Source organism: Nonomuraea cypriaca (genome assembly GCF_015645445.1).
Taxonomy (GTDB): domain Bacteria; phylum Actinomycetota; class Actinomycetes; order Streptosporangiales; family Streptosporangiaceae; genus Nonomuraea; species Nonomuraea cypriaca.
The window spans coordinates 1-18142 of record NZ_JADOGI010000056.1 but is presented as its reverse complement, the minus strand read 5'-3'; the positions used below and the strand labels follow the sequence as shown (position 1 = coordinate 18142).

At 70.0% G+C, this 18142-nt stretch carries 13 protein-coding genes and 2 pseudogenes; 10 read left to right on the top strand and 5 right to left on the bottom strand.

Annotated features, from left to right (window positions below):
• Positions 1–2: 2 nt before the first annotated feature.
• Both ITP53_RS19865 and ITP53_RS61125 read left to right on the top strand, forming a co-directional pair.
• The gene (locus ITP53_RS19865) at positions 3–788 is read left to right on the top strand and encodes a sugar phosphate isomerase/epimerase family protein (protein WP_195896910.1); all 786 of its coding nucleotides are present in this window, start codon (positions 3–5) and stop codon (positions 786–788) included.
• Positions 785–1963, top strand: a pseudogene (locus ITP53_RS61125) (MGH1-like glycoside hydrolase domain-containing protein); the annotation flags it as partial. The gene ITP53_RS19865 and the pseudogene ITP53_RS61125, both read left to right, overlap by 4 nt.
• Positions 1964–1972: 9 nt before the next feature.
• On the opposite strand, the gene ITP53_RS19855 reads toward ITP53_RS61125, so the two are convergent.
• Positions 1973–3076 (bottom strand): zinc-binding dehydrogenase, encoded by a 1104-nt coding sequence (locus tag ITP53_RS19855; protein ID WP_195896909.1) that lies wholly within the window; start codon positions 3074–3076, stop codon positions 1973–1975.
• Entirely contained in the window at positions 3073–4011 is a 939-nt protein-coding gene (locus ITP53_RS19850; protein WP_195896908.1) for a Gfo/Idh/MocA family protein, read from the bottom strand. Before ITP53_RS19850 ends, ITP53_RS19855 begins: the two co-directional genes overlap by 4 nt.
• 109 nt (positions 4012–4120) lie before the next feature.
• On the opposite strand from ITP53_RS19850, the gene ITP53_RS19845 reads away from it, so the two are divergent.
• Positions 4121–5095: a glucosyl-3-phosphoglycerate synthase gene (locus tag ITP53_RS19845; protein ID WP_195896907.1), complete on the top strand. Its 975-nt coding sequence runs from the start codon at positions 4121–4123 to the stop codon at positions 5093–5095.
• A 35-nt stretch (positions 5096–5130) separates the two neighbouring features.
• Here the strand turns inward: ITP53_RS19845 and ITP53_RS19840 are convergent.
• Positions 5131–5922 (bottom strand): annotated as a pseudogene (locus ITP53_RS19840) (RNA-guided endonuclease InsQ/TnpB family protein); the annotation flags it as partial.
• Between the two features lie 113 nt (positions 5923–6035).
• On the opposite strand from ITP53_RS19840, the gene ITP53_RS19835 reads away from it, so the two are divergent.
• Together ITP53_RS19835 and ITP53_RS19830 are read left to right on the top strand one after the other, a co-directional pair.
• A complete protein-coding gene (locus ITP53_RS19835; RefSeq protein ID WP_195896906.1) occupies positions 6036–7175 on the top strand; it encodes a glycosyltransferase in 1140 nt (379 codons plus the stop codon).
• Positions 7176–7387: 212 nt separating this feature from the next.
• Positions 7388–9277 (top strand): alpha/beta fold hydrolase, encoded by a 1890-nt coding sequence (locus ITP53_RS19830; RefSeq protein ID WP_195896905.1) that lies wholly within the window; start codon positions 7388–7390, stop codon positions 9275–9277.
• Here ITP53_RS19830 and ITP53_RS19825 read toward each other — a convergent pair.
• On the bottom strand, positions 9274–10068 hold the full coding sequence (locus ITP53_RS19825; RefSeq protein ID WP_328815114.1) for a universal stress protein: 795 nt from the start codon (positions 10066–10068) through the stop codon (positions 9274–9276). The genes ITP53_RS19830 and ITP53_RS19825 overlap by 4 nt on opposite strands.
• Before the next feature lie 79 nt (positions 10069–10147).
• On the opposite strand from ITP53_RS19825, the gene ITP53_RS19820 reads away from it, so the two are divergent.
• Together ITP53_RS19820 and ITP53_RS19815 are read left to right on the top strand one after the other, a co-directional pair.
• Entirely contained in the window at positions 10148–10450 is a 303-nt protein-coding gene (locus ITP53_RS19820; RefSeq protein ID WP_195896904.1) for a hypothetical protein, read from the top strand.
• 103 nt (positions 10451–10553) lie between these two features.
• Entirely contained in the window at positions 10554–11123 is a 570-nt protein-coding gene (locus tag ITP53_RS19815) for a phosphatase PAP2 family protein (RefSeq protein WP_195896903.1), read from the top strand.
• On the opposite strand, the gene ITP53_RS19810 is transcribed toward ITP53_RS19815, so the two are convergent.
• Complete coding sequence (locus tag ITP53_RS19810) at positions 11112–11690, bottom strand: hypothetical protein (protein WP_236050998.1); 579 nt, start codon at positions 11688–11690, stop codon at positions 11112–11114. The two genes, ITP53_RS19815 and ITP53_RS19810, sit on opposite strands and share 12 nt — an antisense overlap.
• 528 nt (positions 11691–12218) lie before the next feature.
• On the opposite strand from ITP53_RS19810, the gene glgX reads away from it, so the two are divergent.
• From glgX to treZ, 3 genes are all read left to right on the top strand, one after another.
• Positions 12219–14312 carry a glycogen debranching protein GlgX gene (glgX, locus tag ITP53_RS19805; RefSeq protein ID WP_195896902.1) on the top strand — a complete coding sequence of 698 codons (2094 nt, stop codon included), beginning with the start codon at positions 12219–12221 and terminating at the stop codon, positions 14310–14312.
• Complete coding sequence (gene treY / locus ITP53_RS19800) at positions 14305–16455, top strand: malto-oligosyltrehalose synthase (protein WP_195896901.1); 2151 nt, start codon at positions 14305–14307, stop codon at positions 16453–16455. Before glgX ends, treY begins: the two co-directional genes overlap by 8 nt.
• Positions 16445–18142, top strand: a 1698-nt coding sequence (treZ, locus tag ITP53_RS19795) for a malto-oligosyltrehalose trehalohydrolase (protein ID WP_195896900.1), incomplete at its 3' end; no start/stop codon positions are given. The genes treY and treZ, both read left to right, overlap by 11 nt.

Sequence of the window (18142 nt, the reverse complement as noted above, 5' to 3'; positions counted from 1 at the left end):
CAGTGAAGCTCGCCGTACAGGAGCAGCTTCTGCCTGGCCGCACGCTGCAGGAGAAGTTCGCGTTCGCGGTCGACGCCGGATTCGACGCCATCGAGTTGCGCGGCAAGGGGGACTTCCACTTCGCGGGCCGCCTGACCGAGCTCAAGCGTGCCCTGGCCGACGGTGTCGTGATGCCGACGGTGTGCGTGGACATGCCGCACTTCATCGGCGACTTCGACCCGGCGAAGCGCAAGGACGCGATCCAGCAGCTCCGCTCGCAGCTCTCGGTGATCGCCGAGCTGGGCGGCATCGGTGTCATGACTCCCGCCTCGTGGGGGCAGTTCTCCCGGAGGCTGCCGCCGTTCGAGCCGCCGCGCACCCCCGAGGAGGACCGCGAGGTGCTGGCGGAGGCGCTGGGCATCCTCGGCGAGCACGCGCAGCGCAACGGCGTGCTGATCATGCTGGAGCCCCTCAACCGCTACGAGAACCACATGGTCAACACCCTGGCCGACGCCGTTTCCTACTGCGCCATGGACTCCATCAGGGTGGTCGGCGACACGTACCACATGAACATCGAGGAGGACGATCCCTGCCGCTCCCTGATCGAGGCCGCCCCCTACCTCGCGCACATGCAGATCAGCGAGTCCAACAGGAACCAGCCCGGCACCGGTCACCTCGACTGGAGCGCCCAGCTGGCCACGCTCGACGCTGTCGGCTTCGACGGCTATCTCGCACTCGAATGCCGTCTCCGTGGCGAGCCTGAGCTCGTTCTCCCCCAAACAGCAGCATTCATCAGGAAGTATCTATGATTTTGCGCGACGCCGTGCGCGTCCTGGTCACCAACTGGGATGGCAGCTACACGGTCCCCTCCCGTCGTCTCTACCCGCATCAATGGAGCTGGGACTCCGCCTTCATCGCGATCGGCAACGCCCGCTGGTCGCCGCGAAGGGCCAGGTCCGAGCTGCTCAGCCTGTTCGGCGCGCAGTGGCGGGACGGCAGGGTGCCGCACATCGTGTTCAATCCCGCGGTGTCCGACGGCGCCTACTTCCCCGGCCCCGAGTTCTGGGCGGCGCGGGCCCCGTCCGGGTCCGCCACCTCCGGCATCGTCCAGCCGCCGGTCCACGCGCTGGCCGCGTGGAAGACGCACCTCGCCGAGCCCGACCCCGCGTTCCTGCGCAGGATCTACCCCCGGCTCGTGGCGCAGCAAGAGTTCCTGCGCGCGGCCCGGCGGTCCCCCGAGGGCCTGATCTCGATCGTGCACCCGTGGGAGTCGGGCATGGACAACAGCCCGGCCTGGGACGTGCCGCTCAAGGCCGTGCCACCGGCCGATGCCGCTTTCATCCGCAAGGATCTGGCCACCGTCAGCGCCGACGAGCGGCCCACCGACCGCGACTACGAGCGCTACGTGTCGATCGCGGGCGCCTACCGCGACTCGGGCTACCGCGAGGCGGGCGCGTTCCAGGTCGAGGATCCGCTGTTCAACACCGCGTACGCGGTGGCGGAGTCGGTGCTCGCCAAGATCGCCGAGGTGCTCGGCCTCGACCCAGGGCCCCACGAGCGCGAGGCGGCCGCCGTCACCGCCGCCATGGTGGAGCACCTCTACGACGGCTCCCTCTTCCAGCCCCGCGACGTGCTCACCGGCGACCGCCTCAGCTCCGCCAGCGCCGCCGGGCTGACGCCGCTGCTGCTGCCCGGCCTGCCTGACGACATCGCCGACGAGCTGATCGGGACCGCGCTGGACAGGTTCGCGCTGAAGGACGGACTGGTGCCCGGCTTCTCGCCGATCGCCCCCGAGTTCGACCCGGCGCGCTACTGGCGCGGGCCGAGCTGGATCAACCTCGACTGGCTCGTCTGGCAGGGGCTCAAGGACCGCCGCCCCGACCTGGCTGGACTGCTCGCCGACGGGATGATCAACGCGGCGGCGGAGTCCGGGTTCCGCGAGTACTTCGACCCGATGACGCTTCGCGGCCACGGCGCCAGGGACTTCAGCTGGTCAGCGGCCCTCGTCCTCGACGTCGTCGCGGAGCACGGCCTGGACGGCCTGCCGGCGTCCGGCCGCGAGGGCGGTCAGAAGTTCGGGAGCCTCGGAAAACCCGACGACGTCAGTGATCACGTGCCGGCGTAGCCGCCCGCCGTGCTCCCTGAGCAGGGCGATGGTCTCGTACGACAGACGCTCCCTGTCCCAGGCGTGCGCCAGGCCGCGCGGCACCCGGCCGATCTGGGCGCAGCGCACCGTCAGCCCGTTGTGGTGGAACTCCTCGCCGAGCCGCACCTCGTCCGCGCCCCGCGTGTAGAAGGCCAGGTCGACCAGCGTGCCCTGGGGGCGTAGCAGCCGCAGCCCGAGCGCCAGCGCCCTCGGCTGGCCGCGGCACTGGAAGACCACGTCGGCGCCGCGGTCCTGGACGCCGTGGCGCCAGCGGCGCTTCAGCGTCACCGCCGGGTCGTCGTCCGCCGCCAGCACGTTCGCGCCCAGGGCTGCGGCGACCGCGAGCCTGGCCGGGGTCTCGTCCACGACCACGACCTCGGCCGCGTCGCCGGACATGGCGAAGCAGGCCGTCAGCAGCCCGACCACGCCCGCGCCCACGACCACGACGCGCCGGCCGCGTACGCCGTCGCCGAGGTGGCGCACGGCCGGGCCGTGCAGGTCGTGTGCCGCGTGCAGCAGGCCGTTGGCGCAGATGGGGCCCATGTGGGCCACGTAGACGCCGAGCAGCGGGTCGAGGTCGCCGGGCAACTCGACGAACCTGTCGGTCATCGGATCCGCCACGTACGCCGTGCGGTGCCCGTAGCACATCGCGACCCGCGCGCCTTCCCGTACGGCCGGCGTACGGCTCTCCACGACCAGGCCGGCCTGCATGTAGCCGATGCCGCGTACCGGATAGGTCACCGACGGCGTGCCCTCCATGAACAGCCCAAGCGCCGGGTCCCAGGCCGCGCTCAGATAGGGGTTGGTGCCCTTGACGTAGGTCAGCTCGGTGCCGGCCGAGACGCCGCTGTGCGTGGTCGCCACCATGAACCCGCCCTTGGGCACCTCCGGCAGCTTCTCCTCGACCAGGCGAACCTCCCCAGGCCCCTCGATGCTCAGAAGGTTGCTCATGGCAGCATCACCGGCCTCTGCTCGGCGGCGGAGCGGGCGAGGGCGAGCGCCAGGCGGTGGGTGTGGAGGGCCTCGCGGTACGGTACGCGTACGTCCGCGTCCTTGCCCTGGACGGCGTTGACGAACTCGCGGTCCACCCGGGTCTTGGCCAGGCCGTCGTCCTCGATCGTCCGGTCGCCGTCGACCAGCAGCCGCATCTCGCTCAGCTCCAGCGCGATGCCCTCGGCGCACACCTCCAGCCCCACCCGGTGCTTGTTCGTGAGCAGGCAGGAGGTGGCCAGCAGCCCGGTCGCGCCGCCGGCGAACCGCATCACCGCCGCCGTGGCCCGGTCCACCTCTCCGTCCACTGTGTTCCCGGCGGCCACGGCATGCACCATCGCCACCTCACCCACCAGCAGCCGCGCCAGGTCGAGGACGTGGACGGCCTGCTCGACGATCTGACCGCCCGACATTTCCGGATTCAGCCACCAGGCCACCGGCGGCACCTTGTCCAGCCAGTGGCCGAGCGCGAGGTGTACAGGCCGGTCGTCCAGCAGGTCCCTGGCCTGCTGAACGATGTCCAGGTAACGCCAATGATGGCCGACGGCGGACGGCAGAGATCTCCGCTCAATTTCGGCCGCGATCAATTCTGCCGTTTGGAAGTCTAGCGAAAGAGGTTTTTCTACAAATATAGGCAGATTGCACGACAGAACATCGCGCTCCGGGTTACCGTGCGCGAAAGGAGGGACACAGACGTAGACGGCATCGAGACCGCCGGCATCGAGCAGGTCCGCGTGGCCGCCATAGGCGAGGGTGCCATGCTTCGAGGCCAAAGCCTCGGCTCTGCAGGGATCCGTGTCGGCGACACCGGCGATCGTGACATCGGGGAATCCGGACAGGACGTCTGCGTGGCGAGCGGCGACATTTCCGGCACCTACGATGCCGACACGGGTCATTGGGGACACAATCCGGCATATGCCACATCTAGCCGCGGCCAAACAAACATGTTCGGAGTCGCATAGATCGGGCAGAAGTCGTGACCTCATGGAGATCGGGGCTGACTGCATGGAGACAGACCTGCGAGCCTTGGCCAAAGTCCAGAAATGGTACGGTCCGCACTCGAGCACGGCAGCGGAATGGCCGGTCGAAGCATTAGTGCCGGCCAAGGGCGCCACCACGGTGAGTGTCGTACTCCCGGCCCGCGACGAGGAACGCACCGTGGGCGACATCGTCACCGTGATCCGCCGGGACCTCGTCGAGCGAACCCCGCTCGTCGACGAGATCGTCGTCGTCGATTCCAACTCCACCGACGCGACCGCCGAACTGGCCCGCGCGGCCGGAGCCCGCGTGGTGGCTCAGGACGAGGTGCTCTCACACCTCCCGCCGCTGACCGGCAAGGGGGAGGCCCTGTGGAAGGGGCTGGCCGCCTCCGCCGGCGACCTCGTCGTGTTCGTGGACGCGGACCTGCGCAGCTTCGGCGCGCACTACGTGTCGGGGCTGCTGGGGCCGCTGCTGATGGACGACGGCATCGACTTCGTCAAGGCGACGTATGAGCGGCCGTACACGGGTGAGGACGGGGTCGTACGGCGGGGCGCCGGCGGCCGCGTGACCGAGCTGGTGGCCAGGCCGCTGATCAATCTGTTCTGGCCGGAACTGGCCGGATTCGCCCAGCCGCTCGGCGGCGAGTACGCCGCCCGCAGAAAGGTGCTCGAACAGGTCCCCTTCGTCACCGAGTACGGCGTGGAGTTCGGTCTACTCGTCGACCTGCTCGAACTCGTGGGACTGGACGCGATGGCCCAGGTCGACCTGGGGCACCGTACGCACACGCACCAGTCGATGGCCTCGCTCGGCCGGATGGCCGGGCAGATCATGCTGACCGCCTGGGCCCGCCTGGAACGCCAGGGCCGCGTGGTCGCGCCGCAGTCACCGGCGCGCACGCTCCTGCAGTTCGGGCTGGAGGGCCGGGCCGATCTGGTGGACGTGGCCGTGGCGGAGCGACCACCGCTCGCCTCCCTCGTCCTGGAGGAGGATGTGGCTTGACTTCTTCCCCATGGCTGAGACCAGGGGATTCCAGCCCTCGCGGGTTGGGTTTCCTGCTTCGCCGCCAGCCGCCGGCGGCGATCAACGATGCGCGCATACACCTTCGCGACCTTCAACCGAGCCCTGGCCCGGTTGTCCGACCCTGGCTGCTTGCGGGCCAGTGCCCGCTGCGCCCGGGCCAGCTTGCGCCGGTCGCGCCGCTCGTGCCGGGGGTTGGCGACCTTCTCGCCGGTGGACAGGGTCGCCAGGGCGGTGACGCCCGCGTCGACGCCGACGGTGTTCTCGGCAGGGTCGAGGGGGCGGATCTTCTCCTGCACCAGGAGGGAGACGAACCACCGCCCGGCCGCGTCCTGCGACACCGTGACCGTGGACGGCTGCGCGCCGTCCGGCAGGGGCCGCGACCACACGATCGCCAGCGGTGTGTCCATCTTGGCCAACGTCAGCGCGCCGTCACGCCAGCGGAACCCGGAGCGGGTGTACTCGGCCGACGCCCGCGCCTTCTTGCGCGACTTGAGGACCGGATACCGGGCCCGTTTGGCGAAGAAGTGAGCGAACCCGGCCTGCAGGTGTCGCAGCGCCTGCTGCAACGGCACGCACGACACCTCGGTCAGGAAGGCGTACTCGCTGCTGCGTTTCAACGCCGTCAGCCACGCCGACGACTCCGCATAAGAGACGCCGCGGCCTTCCGTCCGGTAGGCGCGGGTGCGTTCCTCCAGCGCTTGGTTGTAGACGAGGCGGACACAGCCGAACGTGCGCGACAGTTCTGCCGCCTGCTCGGGGGTGGGGTAGAAGCGGTACTTGTACGCCCGCTTCACGATCTGTGCCACGTCGAGCACTCTACGTGTCCGACCAAGGAATCGCATGCATGTTCCCATGCTGCGGCGTGTCGCGTTTCCTGCCCACGCCTGAAGGCGGGGGTCTCCACGCTCAAGGAGATTCGATGAAAGTCCTCGTGAACGCGGGGCCGTGGCTCACGGTTCCGCCCCCCGGCTACGGCGGGATCGAGAACGTCGTCGCCACCCTTGTGCCGTCGCTGCGTGCCCGCGGCGTGCGGGTGGTCCTGGCCTCGGTCGCGTCGAGCACCCTCGAGGTGGACGAACTGATCAGCACCTACGAGGACGGCCAGTTCACCGAGTTGCAGAAGCCGTACAACCAGGTCATGGGCATCGCGCACGCGCACCAGGCGCGGGTGGCGGCCGAGTTGCGCGCCCGTGACGACATCGACCTCGTCCACGACCATCTGGAGGTGGTCGGGCCCGCGGTGCTCTCCGCGCTCGGCGGGCCGCCCGTCCTGCACACCCTCCACTGGGACCTGCGCAAGCACGCGGCCTTCTACGAGGCGTTCCCGCCGTCGATCGCGGTCAACGGCGTCTCGGAGTCGCAGCTCGCCCGCGCCCCAGAAGCCCTGCGCCTGGCCTCGCTCGGCGCCGTCCACCTGGCCACCCCCCTCACCGACCGCGACCTTCCCGCCGAGCGGGGCGAGCACCTGGTGGTCATGGGCCGCATCTGCGGGCTCAAGGGCCAGCACGTGGCGGCCCGGATCTGCCAGAAGCTCGGCCTCCCCCTGGTGCTGGCCGGCCCCGTCAGCGGCCGGAACACCCCGGCCGAGCTGGACGTCGTGGCCCAGAACCCGTACCACCCGCTGTACGGCCACCCGGACGTCCGCTACCACCTCGACCAGGTGTCCCCCTACCTCGACGGCGATCTGGTCCGGTGGGTCGGCGCGGTCGGGGGCCAGGCCAGGGACCACCTCTACGCCTCCTCCCGTGCAGCGCTCTTCCCCATCCAGTGGGACGAGCCAGGCGGCACGGCCGTCGTCGAGGCCCTCGCACTCGGCGTCCCGCCCGTGGGCCTGCGCCGCGGCTGCCTCCCCGAGATCATCGACCACGGCCGCACCGGCTTCCTGGCCGACACCGAGGAGGAGCTGGCGGAGTGGGTGCTGCGAGTGGACGAACTGGACCGCGACGAGTGCCGCCGCGAAGCCCGCCGCCGCTTCGCCCCCTCCGTCATGGCCGACCGCTACCTGTCCCTGTACGAGACGGTCACGCGGATGAGACGGCGTCCGCCGGGTGGGTGGTGAGGGCGCCGACAGAGTCACCAGGGCGATGGCGGTGCCCGTGACCGCGGCGACCAGGACAGCGCACAGCGCCAGAAGCACGCCCAACCCTCTCAAGCTGCCAGCAGCTTGGTCGGCGACGGGGCAGAGGAGGCCCGGCCCTCAGGGATCCTCAGGGTATTGATCAGTGATGTCCCGGATGCCGGGCGCTTTCCGACGTGGTTACGTTGCGACGCATGCTGAACACACGCGTGACTCGTTGCTGGCCCGGTGTCCTCGTTGGTCTCGTCGCTGGGGCGGTCTCGGCGCCGATGGTGGCCGCGGCCGATCGGACCGATCGTGACCAGCGGTATGGGTGGCACGAGTGCGCTCACGCGACGACCGCGTGTGAGGGCACGCTGCGGGTCCCGCTGGACTGGGACGATCCTTCTGGCGAGAAGATCGAGGTCGGGTTCACGTTCGTGCCCCGCGAGGACCGGTCGCGGCCGGCCACGGGCACGGTCATGGCCAACCCGGGCGGTCCAGGACCGGTCGTCGGCCAGCTTCCGTCGTTGCGTCTGGTGTTCGGGCCGGTGCTGCGGCGCCAGAACCTGTTGCTGATCGATCCACGCGGCCTGGGGAGGTCGTCGCCGTTGCGGTGTGAGGGGTTCGACGCGCGGGTGCCGGCGAAGGTCCGTGACTGTACCGCGCGGCTGGGTGACGGGTTGCGGTACTTCGCCGCCGATCAGGCGGTCACCGACTTCGACGCGGTACGGCGGGCGGTCGGCGTGCCCAAGGTGACCTGGTGGGGGCACTCCTACGGCACGGTCTTCGCCACCGCGTACGCCACCAGGTTCCCGGAGAGTGTGACGGCGCTCTATCTGAACGGCACCAAAGGTCTCCGCGGGGACGGGTACGCCGCCGGATCGCTGACGTCGGCGCTGCACGACGAGAGCCTGCGTGTCCTGGACTCGATCTGCGCCGCGTCCTCGGCCTGCCGCGCGCTGCCGGGTGACGCGCGCGAACAGCTGAGCCGCCTGACCCGGTCGCTCCGCGCCCACCCCGATCCGCAGGTGTCGTGGGCCCAGTTGTCGCAGCTCGTGACGGCCTCCGGTGACTCGGTGACAGGGCGAGAGCTGTCCGCGGCGGTCGCCGGTCATCTGGCCGGAGACAAGGCGCCGTTGCGACGGCTCGCCACCCAGTACGCGAAGGTCGAAGACCAGGTCGAGCAGTACGCGAAGGACCCGGCCTATCCGGGCAGGCTGACCTACATCTGCAACGACGCCGTGTACCCGTTCGCCAGGCACGCGTCGGTCGCGGAGAAACGCCGTCAGTACCGTGCCTACAACGCACGGCATCTCGTCGAGCCGTTCCGGCCGGAGGAGGTGCTGACCGGCGCCAACGGGGACGAGGTGTGCCCGGACTGGCCGACACCGCGGGAGAGCCCGCCGGTGCCGCCCGGCGCGCAGTACCCGGATGTGCCGGTGCTGGTGGTCAACGGCGCCAACGACGCGACCACACCACCGCACGGCGCGGCCGAGACCGCTCGCCGATTCCCCCGCGCCACGTTCGTGACAGTGCCCCACGGAGTCCACGGACACGGATGGGGCGGCCTGGGTCCCTACAGCGACTGCGTGGTCGAGGCCATGCGCACGTTCGTCGAGCGCCCGCGCCACCCCGTGCGGCACCCACGGTGCGACGGGGAGAGCCACCGTGCTCTGGGCGGTTTCCCGCGCACCGCCGACGCCGCCGGTGACCGGGTGCACGCGGAAGGGCTGACCCCGGCGCAGCGCCGGATCATCGGCGTCGCCTACGCGACCACGGCCGACGCGATCGCACGGCGGGACCCGACGAACCGCATCACGTTCCGCGAGCCACGTCAGCAGGGTCTGCGTGGTGGCACAGTTCACTTCGACGACCAGGCCGAGCAGATCACCTTCGACGGCGTCCGCTACGTGAGCGACACGGCGGTGGACGGCCGCGCGTCCTTCGCGGACCTCGCGCGAGCCACCGTCACGGTGACAGGCGGCGACGGCCGGCGGCATCAGGTCCGGCTGAGCTGGAAGGCGTACGGCGCGGCGGAGACGATCTCCCTCACCGGTGCCGTCGACGGGCGGTCCTTCACCGCTCGAACGTCCATCGGCTAGGAGAACCCCCTGGGGAGCACGGCGACGGGGCAGGAGGAGGCCCGCAGCACCTTCATGGCCAGCTCTCCGAGGAACACCCGGTGCGGCTGGGCGTCCTCGCTGGCCGCGCAGACCAGCAGCTCGCCAGGCAGCCACGTCACGTCCTCCATCGCGGCGGCGACGTCGTGGCCCTCGGCCACCTCGGACTCGGCCTCGATGCCGGTGCTCTCCCAGGCCAGGCGCACGGCCAGGGCGAGATCGTCCCTCAGCTTGCCCTGGTCCTCGGTACGCAGGTCGAACGTGATCAACCGGAGCGGCACCCCGAGCCGCAGGGCCGCCTGCGCCATCCGCTCGACCGCCTCGTCGCACTGGGGCCGGTGCACGTAGGCCAGCGTGAGGCGGTCGAGTTCGCCGGGCGGGACGTGGCCGGCCGGGGCCAGCATGACGGCCTCCGACGACAGGTGGAGCAGGTGGTCGGAGGTGGCGCCGATGGCGATGCGGCCGTGCTGTCCGCCGCCCGCCGAGCCGGCCACGATCAGGTCGGCCCTGATCCTGCTGGCCAGCACCGACAACCCGCGCCCCGATCCCCGGCTCTCGAACGCCATGTACTCGGCCGGCGTCGTGTCCAGCTCCTGCGCCGCGTGCGCCAGGTTGGCCTGCGCCTCGACCGCCAGCCCCGGGCTTCCCGGCGGGTAGATGGTCGCGACGGTGAGCTCGCCGCCGGTGACGCGCGTGATCGCGGCACCGAGGGCCAGAGCGTCACGCCCGCCCGGGTCGCTGGTGTAACCGACGATCACGTGCTCTCCGATCACGAATGCCCTCTTACCCCCTCTGAGCAGGGAATACGCGGTCTTGATCGGAACGTTGCAAACATCCGGAGGCGCAAAAACAGTGAAGATCACTCTTGACACCCGCTTCAACGGGTCCCTGGGGCAGATTACGCTTCGTGAAGCGGTTCAGCAGCTGAAGGAGCACGACCTGACGTGCACGGTGGCCGCCGAGGCCCTGGAGCGGAAGGTCACCGTCTTCACCGACTGCGTGGAGCGCGGGTTCACGCCGCTCCGCAGCGAGATCATGGCCGCGTGCTACATCGCCGAGCGCGACGCCACGACCGAGGCGTTCGACCGGGGCCTGATCACCAAGGGTGAGCTGGAGACGCGGCAGGCCGCTCTGGTGAAGCGGTTCCTGGCCTGAACCCTTTCGAGGGATTTTCCGGACATTCAGCCGTATGGTCGAGGCGACTGAAGATCTTTTTCCGTAAGGTCGTGTCCATTGCCCGTTCACGGATTGGACACGTGTGTACCGCGACATCGTCGACTTCGCCCTGACCACGCCGGAGTGGCTGCACCAGCTCGCCGAGGTCGGCACGGACGCCGGGTTGTTCGTGTTCGCGGCGTTGTTCGTGGTGGCGGCCCTGCGCGCGTGGCGGGCGCCCGCCCGCGACCTGGCGCTCGTGATCGCCGGGCCGGCCGGGGTGGTGTTCGCGTACGTCGTCAGCGAGGTCGTCAAGATCCTCATCCGGGAGGACCGTCCGTGCCGGGGGATCGCGACGATCGCCCAGTGCCCGCCCGTGGACGACTGGTCCTTTCCCAGCAACCACTCGCTGATCGCGGCCGGCGCGGCGGCCACCCTCGTGCTCGTCTGGCGCTCCCTCGCCTGGGTGGTGTTCCCGCTGGCGGCGCTCACAGCCTTCTCGCGGGTGTTCGTGGGCGTCCACTACCCGCACGACGTGGCCGCGGGCTTCCTGCTCGGGGTGGTCCTCGCGCCGCTCTTCGCGCTGCTGGCGGTGGGGGCGGTCACCCCCGCCGTACGTCTCGCCAGGCAACGCCTCACCGGGGCGCGCTCGCTGAGCCGCTCAGGCTGGTGACCATTCGTGGCGGGTCAGGAAGGCGCGCTCGCCGGTGGCGTACTCGTTGAACGCGCGCCGCACCTCCTCCAGCTCCGGCACCATGGCGCGGACGAGCGTGCCCTCTTTGTACTCCAGCTCGTGGCCGGGGGAGACCTGCAGGAAGTGGTGGCCGAAGTTGACCAGGGCGACGAACGGGTTCTGCGGCGACAGCGTGGCCAGCACGTCGTGCACCAGGCCGAGGTCCGGATCGTGGACGATCATGCCGTCGCCGGTGTGGAGCTGCATGCCCTCGTAGACCCCCAGTGGCGCCACGTTGTGCACCAGGTCGCGTTGGGGGTCGTAGCAGACCAGGCCGTGCGCCCGCGCGATCGTGAACACCTGCGCGGACAGCTCGTCCATCGTGTCGAGGTCCATCGTGATCAGTACGTGCCCCGGGTAGATCGTGACCTCCCCGGGCAACTCCTTGGCGATGTCGGGCTCGTCGCCGTTCACCGGGCCGGTGCGCTTGACCGCCAGATAGGTCGCCCGCGCCTGGTCACGGCTGATCGGCACCGGCTCGTCCCAGACCATCAACTCAACGCTCATCGGTTCATCTTGCCGAACCGCGACGGCGCCCGCGCGCCACTGACGCGAAGTACCGAAAAACCCACGCGGAACATGGCCGGACATATCACTACCTAAACGCACGCGCGGAGCCGAGGGGGCGGGCGGTCAGGTGACCGCTCGCCGGGGAAGCGCGGTGTTACTGTGCCATTGGACGTGGCACACGAAGCGCACGCCACTCGGTGTGGGCGCACAGCGGAACGAGGCCGCCGCGGGTTCGCCGTCCCGCGCCGCTCGTACGGGCCGCCGCGGCCCGGCGTTCGCGCCCACCTCCGCCGCGACGACCGCGACGGCGAGGCTCCCAGCGTGGGCCGCCCCCGATACCGCGCCGTCGGGGGCGGCTCACCCCTGTTGACCTCGGCCGGAATGCCTCGGGCAAATGCCTCGGCGAATACCACGGGCGGAATAAGGACCAGCCCAGCGTGGAAAGGAACAGGGTGGTCAATAGGTCCGGGCTTGTCCGGTGGAGCGGGGGAACGCAACATGGGGAGAGACCGCAGAGGAGCCTCGATGATCGAGATCTGGCCGGGGGACCCCTATCCGCTCGGGGCGACGTACGACGGCGCGGGCACCAACTTCTCGCTCTACACCGAGGTGGCCCAGGCGGTGGAGCTGTGCCTGTTCGACGAGGACAACGTCGAGTCCCGGGTGCCGCTCACGGAGGTGGACGGGTTCATCTGGCATGGCTACCTGCCGGGGATCGGTCCAGGCCAGCGGTACGGCTACCGCGTCCACGGCCCGTACGACCCGAACAGGGGGCTGCGCTGCAATCCGGCGAAGCTGCTGCTCGACCCGTACGCGATGGCCATCGAAGGCGGCGTGCGCTGGCACGAGGCGGTCTACGGATACCGGTTCGGCCAGCCCGACACGCGTAACGACCTCGACTCGGCCCCGTACGTGCCGAGGTCCGTCGTGATCAACCCGTTCTTCGGCTGGGGGCACGACCGGCCGCCCGCGACGCCGTACCACGACACCGTGATCTACGAGGCGCACGTGCGGGGGCTGACGATCAGCCACCCCAAGATCCCCAGGCACCTGCGGGGCACGTACGCCGCCCTCGGCCACCCGGAGATCCTCGACCACCTGACCAAGCTGGGCGTGACGGCGCTGGAGTTGATGCCGGTGCACCAGTTCGTGACCGACCACATCCTGGAGCAGCGCGGCCTGTCCAACTACTGGGGCTACAACTCGATCGGGTTCTTCGCGCCGCACAACCGCTACTCCAGCCAGGGCCAGCGCGGCGGCCAGGTGCTGGAGTTCAAGGCCATGGTCCGGGGCCTGCACGAGGCGGGGATCGAGGTGATCCTCGACGTCGTCTACAACCACACCGCCGAGGGCAACCACCTGGGGCCGACGCTGGGGTTCAGGGGCATCGACAACCCCGACTACTACCGGCTGGTCGAGAACGACAAGCGTTACTACGTGGACACCACGGGCACCGGCAACAGCCTGCTCATGCGCTCCCCGCACGTCCTTCAGATGATCATGGACTCGCTGCGGTACTGGGTCATCGAGATGCACGTGGACGGGTTCCGCTTCGACCTCGCCTCGACGCTGGCCAGGGAGCTGCACGAGGTGGACCGGCTGAGCTCGTTCTTCGACCTGGTGCAGCAGGACCCGGTGTTGTCGCAGGTCAAGCTGATCGCCGAGCCGTGGGACGTCGGACCAGGGGGATACCAGGTGGGCAACTTCCCGTCCCGCTGGACGGAGTGGAACGGGCGTTACCGCGACACGATCCGCGACCTGTGGCGGGGGCAGGCGGCCACGCTGCCCGAGTTCGGGTCCAGGTTCACCGGGTCGAGCGACCTCTACCAGGACGACAGCCGCCGTCCCGCCGCCTCGATCAACTTCGTCACCTGCCACGACGGGTTCACGCTGCAGGACCTGGTGTCGTACAACACCAAGCACAACGAGGCGAACAAGGAGGGCAACCGCGACGGCACCGACGACAACCGGTCGTGGAACTGCGGCGAGGAGGGCCCGGCGGGCATCGCCGTCGAGACGCTGCGCGAGCAGCAGAAACGCAACTTCCTCACCACGCTCTTCCTCTCCCAGGGCGTGCCGATGCTCTCCCACGGAGACGAGCTGGGCCGCACCCAGCAGGGCAACAACAACGGCTACTGCCAGGACAACGAGCTGACCTGGGTGGACTGGTCGGACGTCAGGGAGAACTGGCTGCTGCTCGAGTTCACCCAGAGCCTCAGCGCCCTGCGCAAGCGACATCCGGTGTTCAGGCGCAGGAGGTTCTTCTACGGCAAGCCGGTACGCGGGCTGAGCGACATCGCCTGGCTCACCCCCTCAGGGGAGGAGATGACCGACGGCGACTGGACCGTCGGATACGCCAAGTCGCTGGCCGTGTTCCTCAACGGCGACGCCATCCCCGAGCCGGACCGGCGCGGCCGCCCGATCCGGGATGACTCGTTCCTGTTGCTGTTCAACGCCCACTACGACACGATCAGGTTCACCATCCCCAAGGACTACGGCGAGATGTGGCACACCGAGATCGACACGGCCATGCCGATCAGGCTCGACGCGCGGATGTGCCGCGGCGGCGAGGCCATCGCGGTGCCGGGCCGCAGCGTGCGAGTGCTGCGCCGTGTCTAGGCCGACCTCGACCTACCGGGTGCAGCTGACCCCGGACTTCGGCTTCGCCCAGCTCGCCGAGATCGCGGGCTACCTGCGCGACCTCGGCGTGAGCCACGTCTACCTGTCGCCGATCCTGCAGTCCATGCCCGAGTCGCGGCACGGCTACGACGTCGTCGACCACTCCAGGATCAGGGAGGAGTTCGGCGGGGCCACGGGGTTCAGGGAGATGGCTCAGCAGCTCGCCGCCCACGACCTGGGGCTCGTGGTCGACATCGTGCCGAACCACATGAACACGGTCAACGCGCAGTTCTGGTCGGTGCTGAAGGACGGGCCCGGGTCGCCGTACGCGAGCTGGTTCGACATCGACTGGGTGGACGGGAAGGTGGCGCTGCCCGTGCTGGGCGACGACGGCGTGGAGCCCGTCGTCGACGGCGACGTGCTGCGCTACCACGAGCACGTCTTCCCGCATCCCGGGCACTACCGGCTGACCGGGTGGCGCGAGGGGCCCGGATACCGGCGCTTCTTCGACGTGTCCACCTTAATCGGGCTGCGGGTCGAGGACCCGGCCGTGTTGTTCGCCACGCACGAGGTGATCTTCTGGCTGCTCGACGAGGGGCTGGTGGACGGGCTGCGCGTCGATCACCCGGACGGGCTCGCCGACCCGCGCGGCTATCTCGAACGGCTGCGTGACCGGGCCGGTTCGGCCTGGACGGTGGTCGAGAAGATCCTCATCGGCCCGGAACGCCTGCCGGACGACTGGCCGTGTGACGGCACCACCGGCTACGAGGTGCTCAACCGGGTCAACGGCCTCTTCGTCGACCCGTCGGGCAAGGAGCCGCTGGTCCGGCTCTTCACCGAGCTGACCGGACAGCCGGGGGAGTACCGCCCGGTGATGGCGCGGGCCAAGCGGGAGGTGCTGGAGCTGTTCTTCGGTGCCGAGGTCGACCGGCTGGCGCGGGCCGCCTCCAGCGACCCCGAGGTGGTGCGCGAGCTGCTCGCCGCGATGCCGGTCTACCGCGCCTACGTGGTGCCGGGCGAGCCGCCGCCGCCCGAGTCCGCCGAGATCGTCGAGCTGGCCGCCGACGCCTGCTCGCCCGCCGTGCGGCCACTCGTCCGCGAGGTGCTGTACGGCTCCGCAGAGTCGATCGTCCGGTTCCAGCAGGCGTGCGGCCCGGTCATGGCCAAGGGCGTGGAGGACACGGCGCTGTACCGGTGGTATCCGCTGGCCTGCCTGAACGAGGTGGGCGGGGAGCCGGACGCGTTCGGGGTCTCGGTGGAGGAGTTCCACGACTTCTGCGCGGAGATGCGGCCGTACTCGATGACCACGTTGTCCACTCATGACACGAAGCGGTCGGAGGACGTACGGGCGCGGTTGTCGGTGTTGTCGGAGATGCCGGAGGAGTGGGCGGCGGCCGTGGGGGAGTGGTCGTCGGCGGTGCGGTTCGATCCCTGCCTCGACTACCTGGCCTGGCAGAACCTCATGGCCGCCTGGCCGATCTCGGCCGAGCGGTTCGCGGACTACCTGCTCAAGGCAGCGCGGGAGGCCAAGACCGCCATTTCCTGGATAAATCCGGATCCGGCCTATGAGTGGGCCTTGCGGGACTTCGCCGAGGCGGCTGTCCGCCTGCCGGTCGGGGAGTTCACCGAGCGCATCGAGCCCTTCGCGATGTCGAACTCGCTCGGGGCCAAGCTCGTCCAGCTCATGATGCCGGGGGTGCCGGATGTGTACCAGGGGAACGAGACGACCGACTTCTCCCTGGTCGATCCGGACAACAGACGCCCTGTGTCATACCCCGCCAAGCCGGAGACCTCGTGGGACGCGGCCAAGCTGCTGGTGACGACGCAGGCGTTGCGGCTGCGGCGGCGGCTCGGGGGCGTGGCGACGTACGCGCCGCTGTGGGCGGAGGGGGAGGCGGCGGAGCACGTGATCGCCTTCGCCCGGGGGGCCGCCGCGGACCCCCGGGACCGGCCGCGGGCCGTCGCCGTCGCCACCCGGCTGCCGGTACGCCTCGCCGCGTCGGGATGGGGCGCCACGACGCTGACGCTGCCCCCGGGGAGCTGGCGCGATCTGCTCACCGGTGGCCTCCACACCGGCAGGATCCCGCTGGCGCACTTGCTCGGTCAGTATCCGGTCTCACTCCTGGAGAGACATGATCTTTGAGGTCTGGGCGCCGAAGGCCACGGCTGTCGAGGTGCTCATCCTGGGCGGCCGCCGCGCGATGTCCCCCGGGGAGGGGGGCTGGTGGTCGGCCGAGGTGGCCGGCGCGGAGCACGGCACCAGGTACGCCTTCGTGGTCGACGGTGACGGGCCGTACCCCGATCCACGCTCGCGGCGGCAGCCGGACGGGGTCTTCGGGCCGAGCGCCGTCTACGAGCACGCCCGCTTCACCTGGTCCGACCACGACTGGAGGGGGCGTGACCTGCGGGGCGCGGTGATCTACGAGCTGCACATCGGGACGTTCACGGCGGAGGGGACGTTCGCGGCGGCGATCGAGAGGCTGCCGCATCTCGCGGAGCTGTCCGTGGACTTCGTGGAGGTCATGCCGGTCGCTCCCGTGCCCGGCGGGCGGAACTGGGGTTACGACGGCGTCGACCTGTACGCGGTCAACGAGACGTACGGCGGGCCCGACGGGCTCAAGTCGTTCGTGGACGCGTGTCACCGGGCGGGGATCGGGGTCATCCTGGACGTCGTCTACAACCATCTCGGGCCGTCGGGGAACTTCCTGCGGCCCTTCGGCCCCTACTTCTCCGGATTCGAGGGCAGTTATTGGGGCGAAGCGGTCAATCTGGATGGGCCGTACTCGGACGAGGTGCGGCGCTACTTCCTCGGGAACGCGGCGCAGTGGCTGCGCGACTACCACATCGACGGGCTGCGGCTGGACGCCGTGCACGCGCTGCACGACCGGCGCGCCGAGCACCTGCTGGAGGAGCTGGCCGAGGAGGCGGACGCGCTGGCGTGCTCGGTCGGCCGGCCGCTGTCGCTGATCGCCGAGTCCGATCTGAACGATCCGCGGATGGTGCGTTCCCTCGACGCCGGCGGGCTGGGCATGACGGCGCAGTGGGACGACGACGTACACCATGCCCTGCACTGCGCGGTGAGCGGCGAGAGCCACGGCTACTACCAGGACTTCGCCTCCCTCGCCGCCCTGACCAAGGTGCTGACCGGCGGCGTGCTGCACGACGGGTCCTATTCGAGCTTCCGCGCCCGCCGGCACGGGCGCTCGTTCGCGGGGGTGCCGGGGCACCGGCTGGTCGCCTGCCTGCAGAACCACGACCAGATCGGCAACCGCCCCGCCGGCGACCGGCTCCCCGTCCCGGCGCTCAAGCTGGGGGCCGGGCTGCTGCTGACCTCGCCGTTCACGCCGATGCTGTTCATGGGGGAGGAGTGGGGGTCGCGTTCGCCGTTCCTGTTCTTCTCCGATCACGTGGAACCCTCGCTGCGGGACACGGAGGCGGCGCGCAGGGAGCGCGAGTTCAACGGGTTCGGGTACGTGTGGGAGGCGCCCGATCCGTCGGAGGAGGAGACGTTCCTGCGGTCGAAGCTGGACTGGAGCGAGGTGAAGGAGGAGGCGCACTGGTCGCTGCTGTGCTGGTATCGCGACCTGATCGCGCTGCGCAAGGCGTTGCCCGAGCTGTCGGATCCGCGGCTGGAGCGGGTGCGGGTGGAGTCGGATCCGGACGGGAAGTGGCTGGTGATGTGGCGTGGGGCGCTGGCCGTGGCGGTGAACTTCGCCGCGGAGTCGGTCACGTTGCCGCTTCCCGCCGGGACGGTGCTGCTCGCCTCCGACGAGCCGGTCACGACGGACGACCAGGGCCTCCACCTCCCCGGCCAAGCCATAGCCATCCAC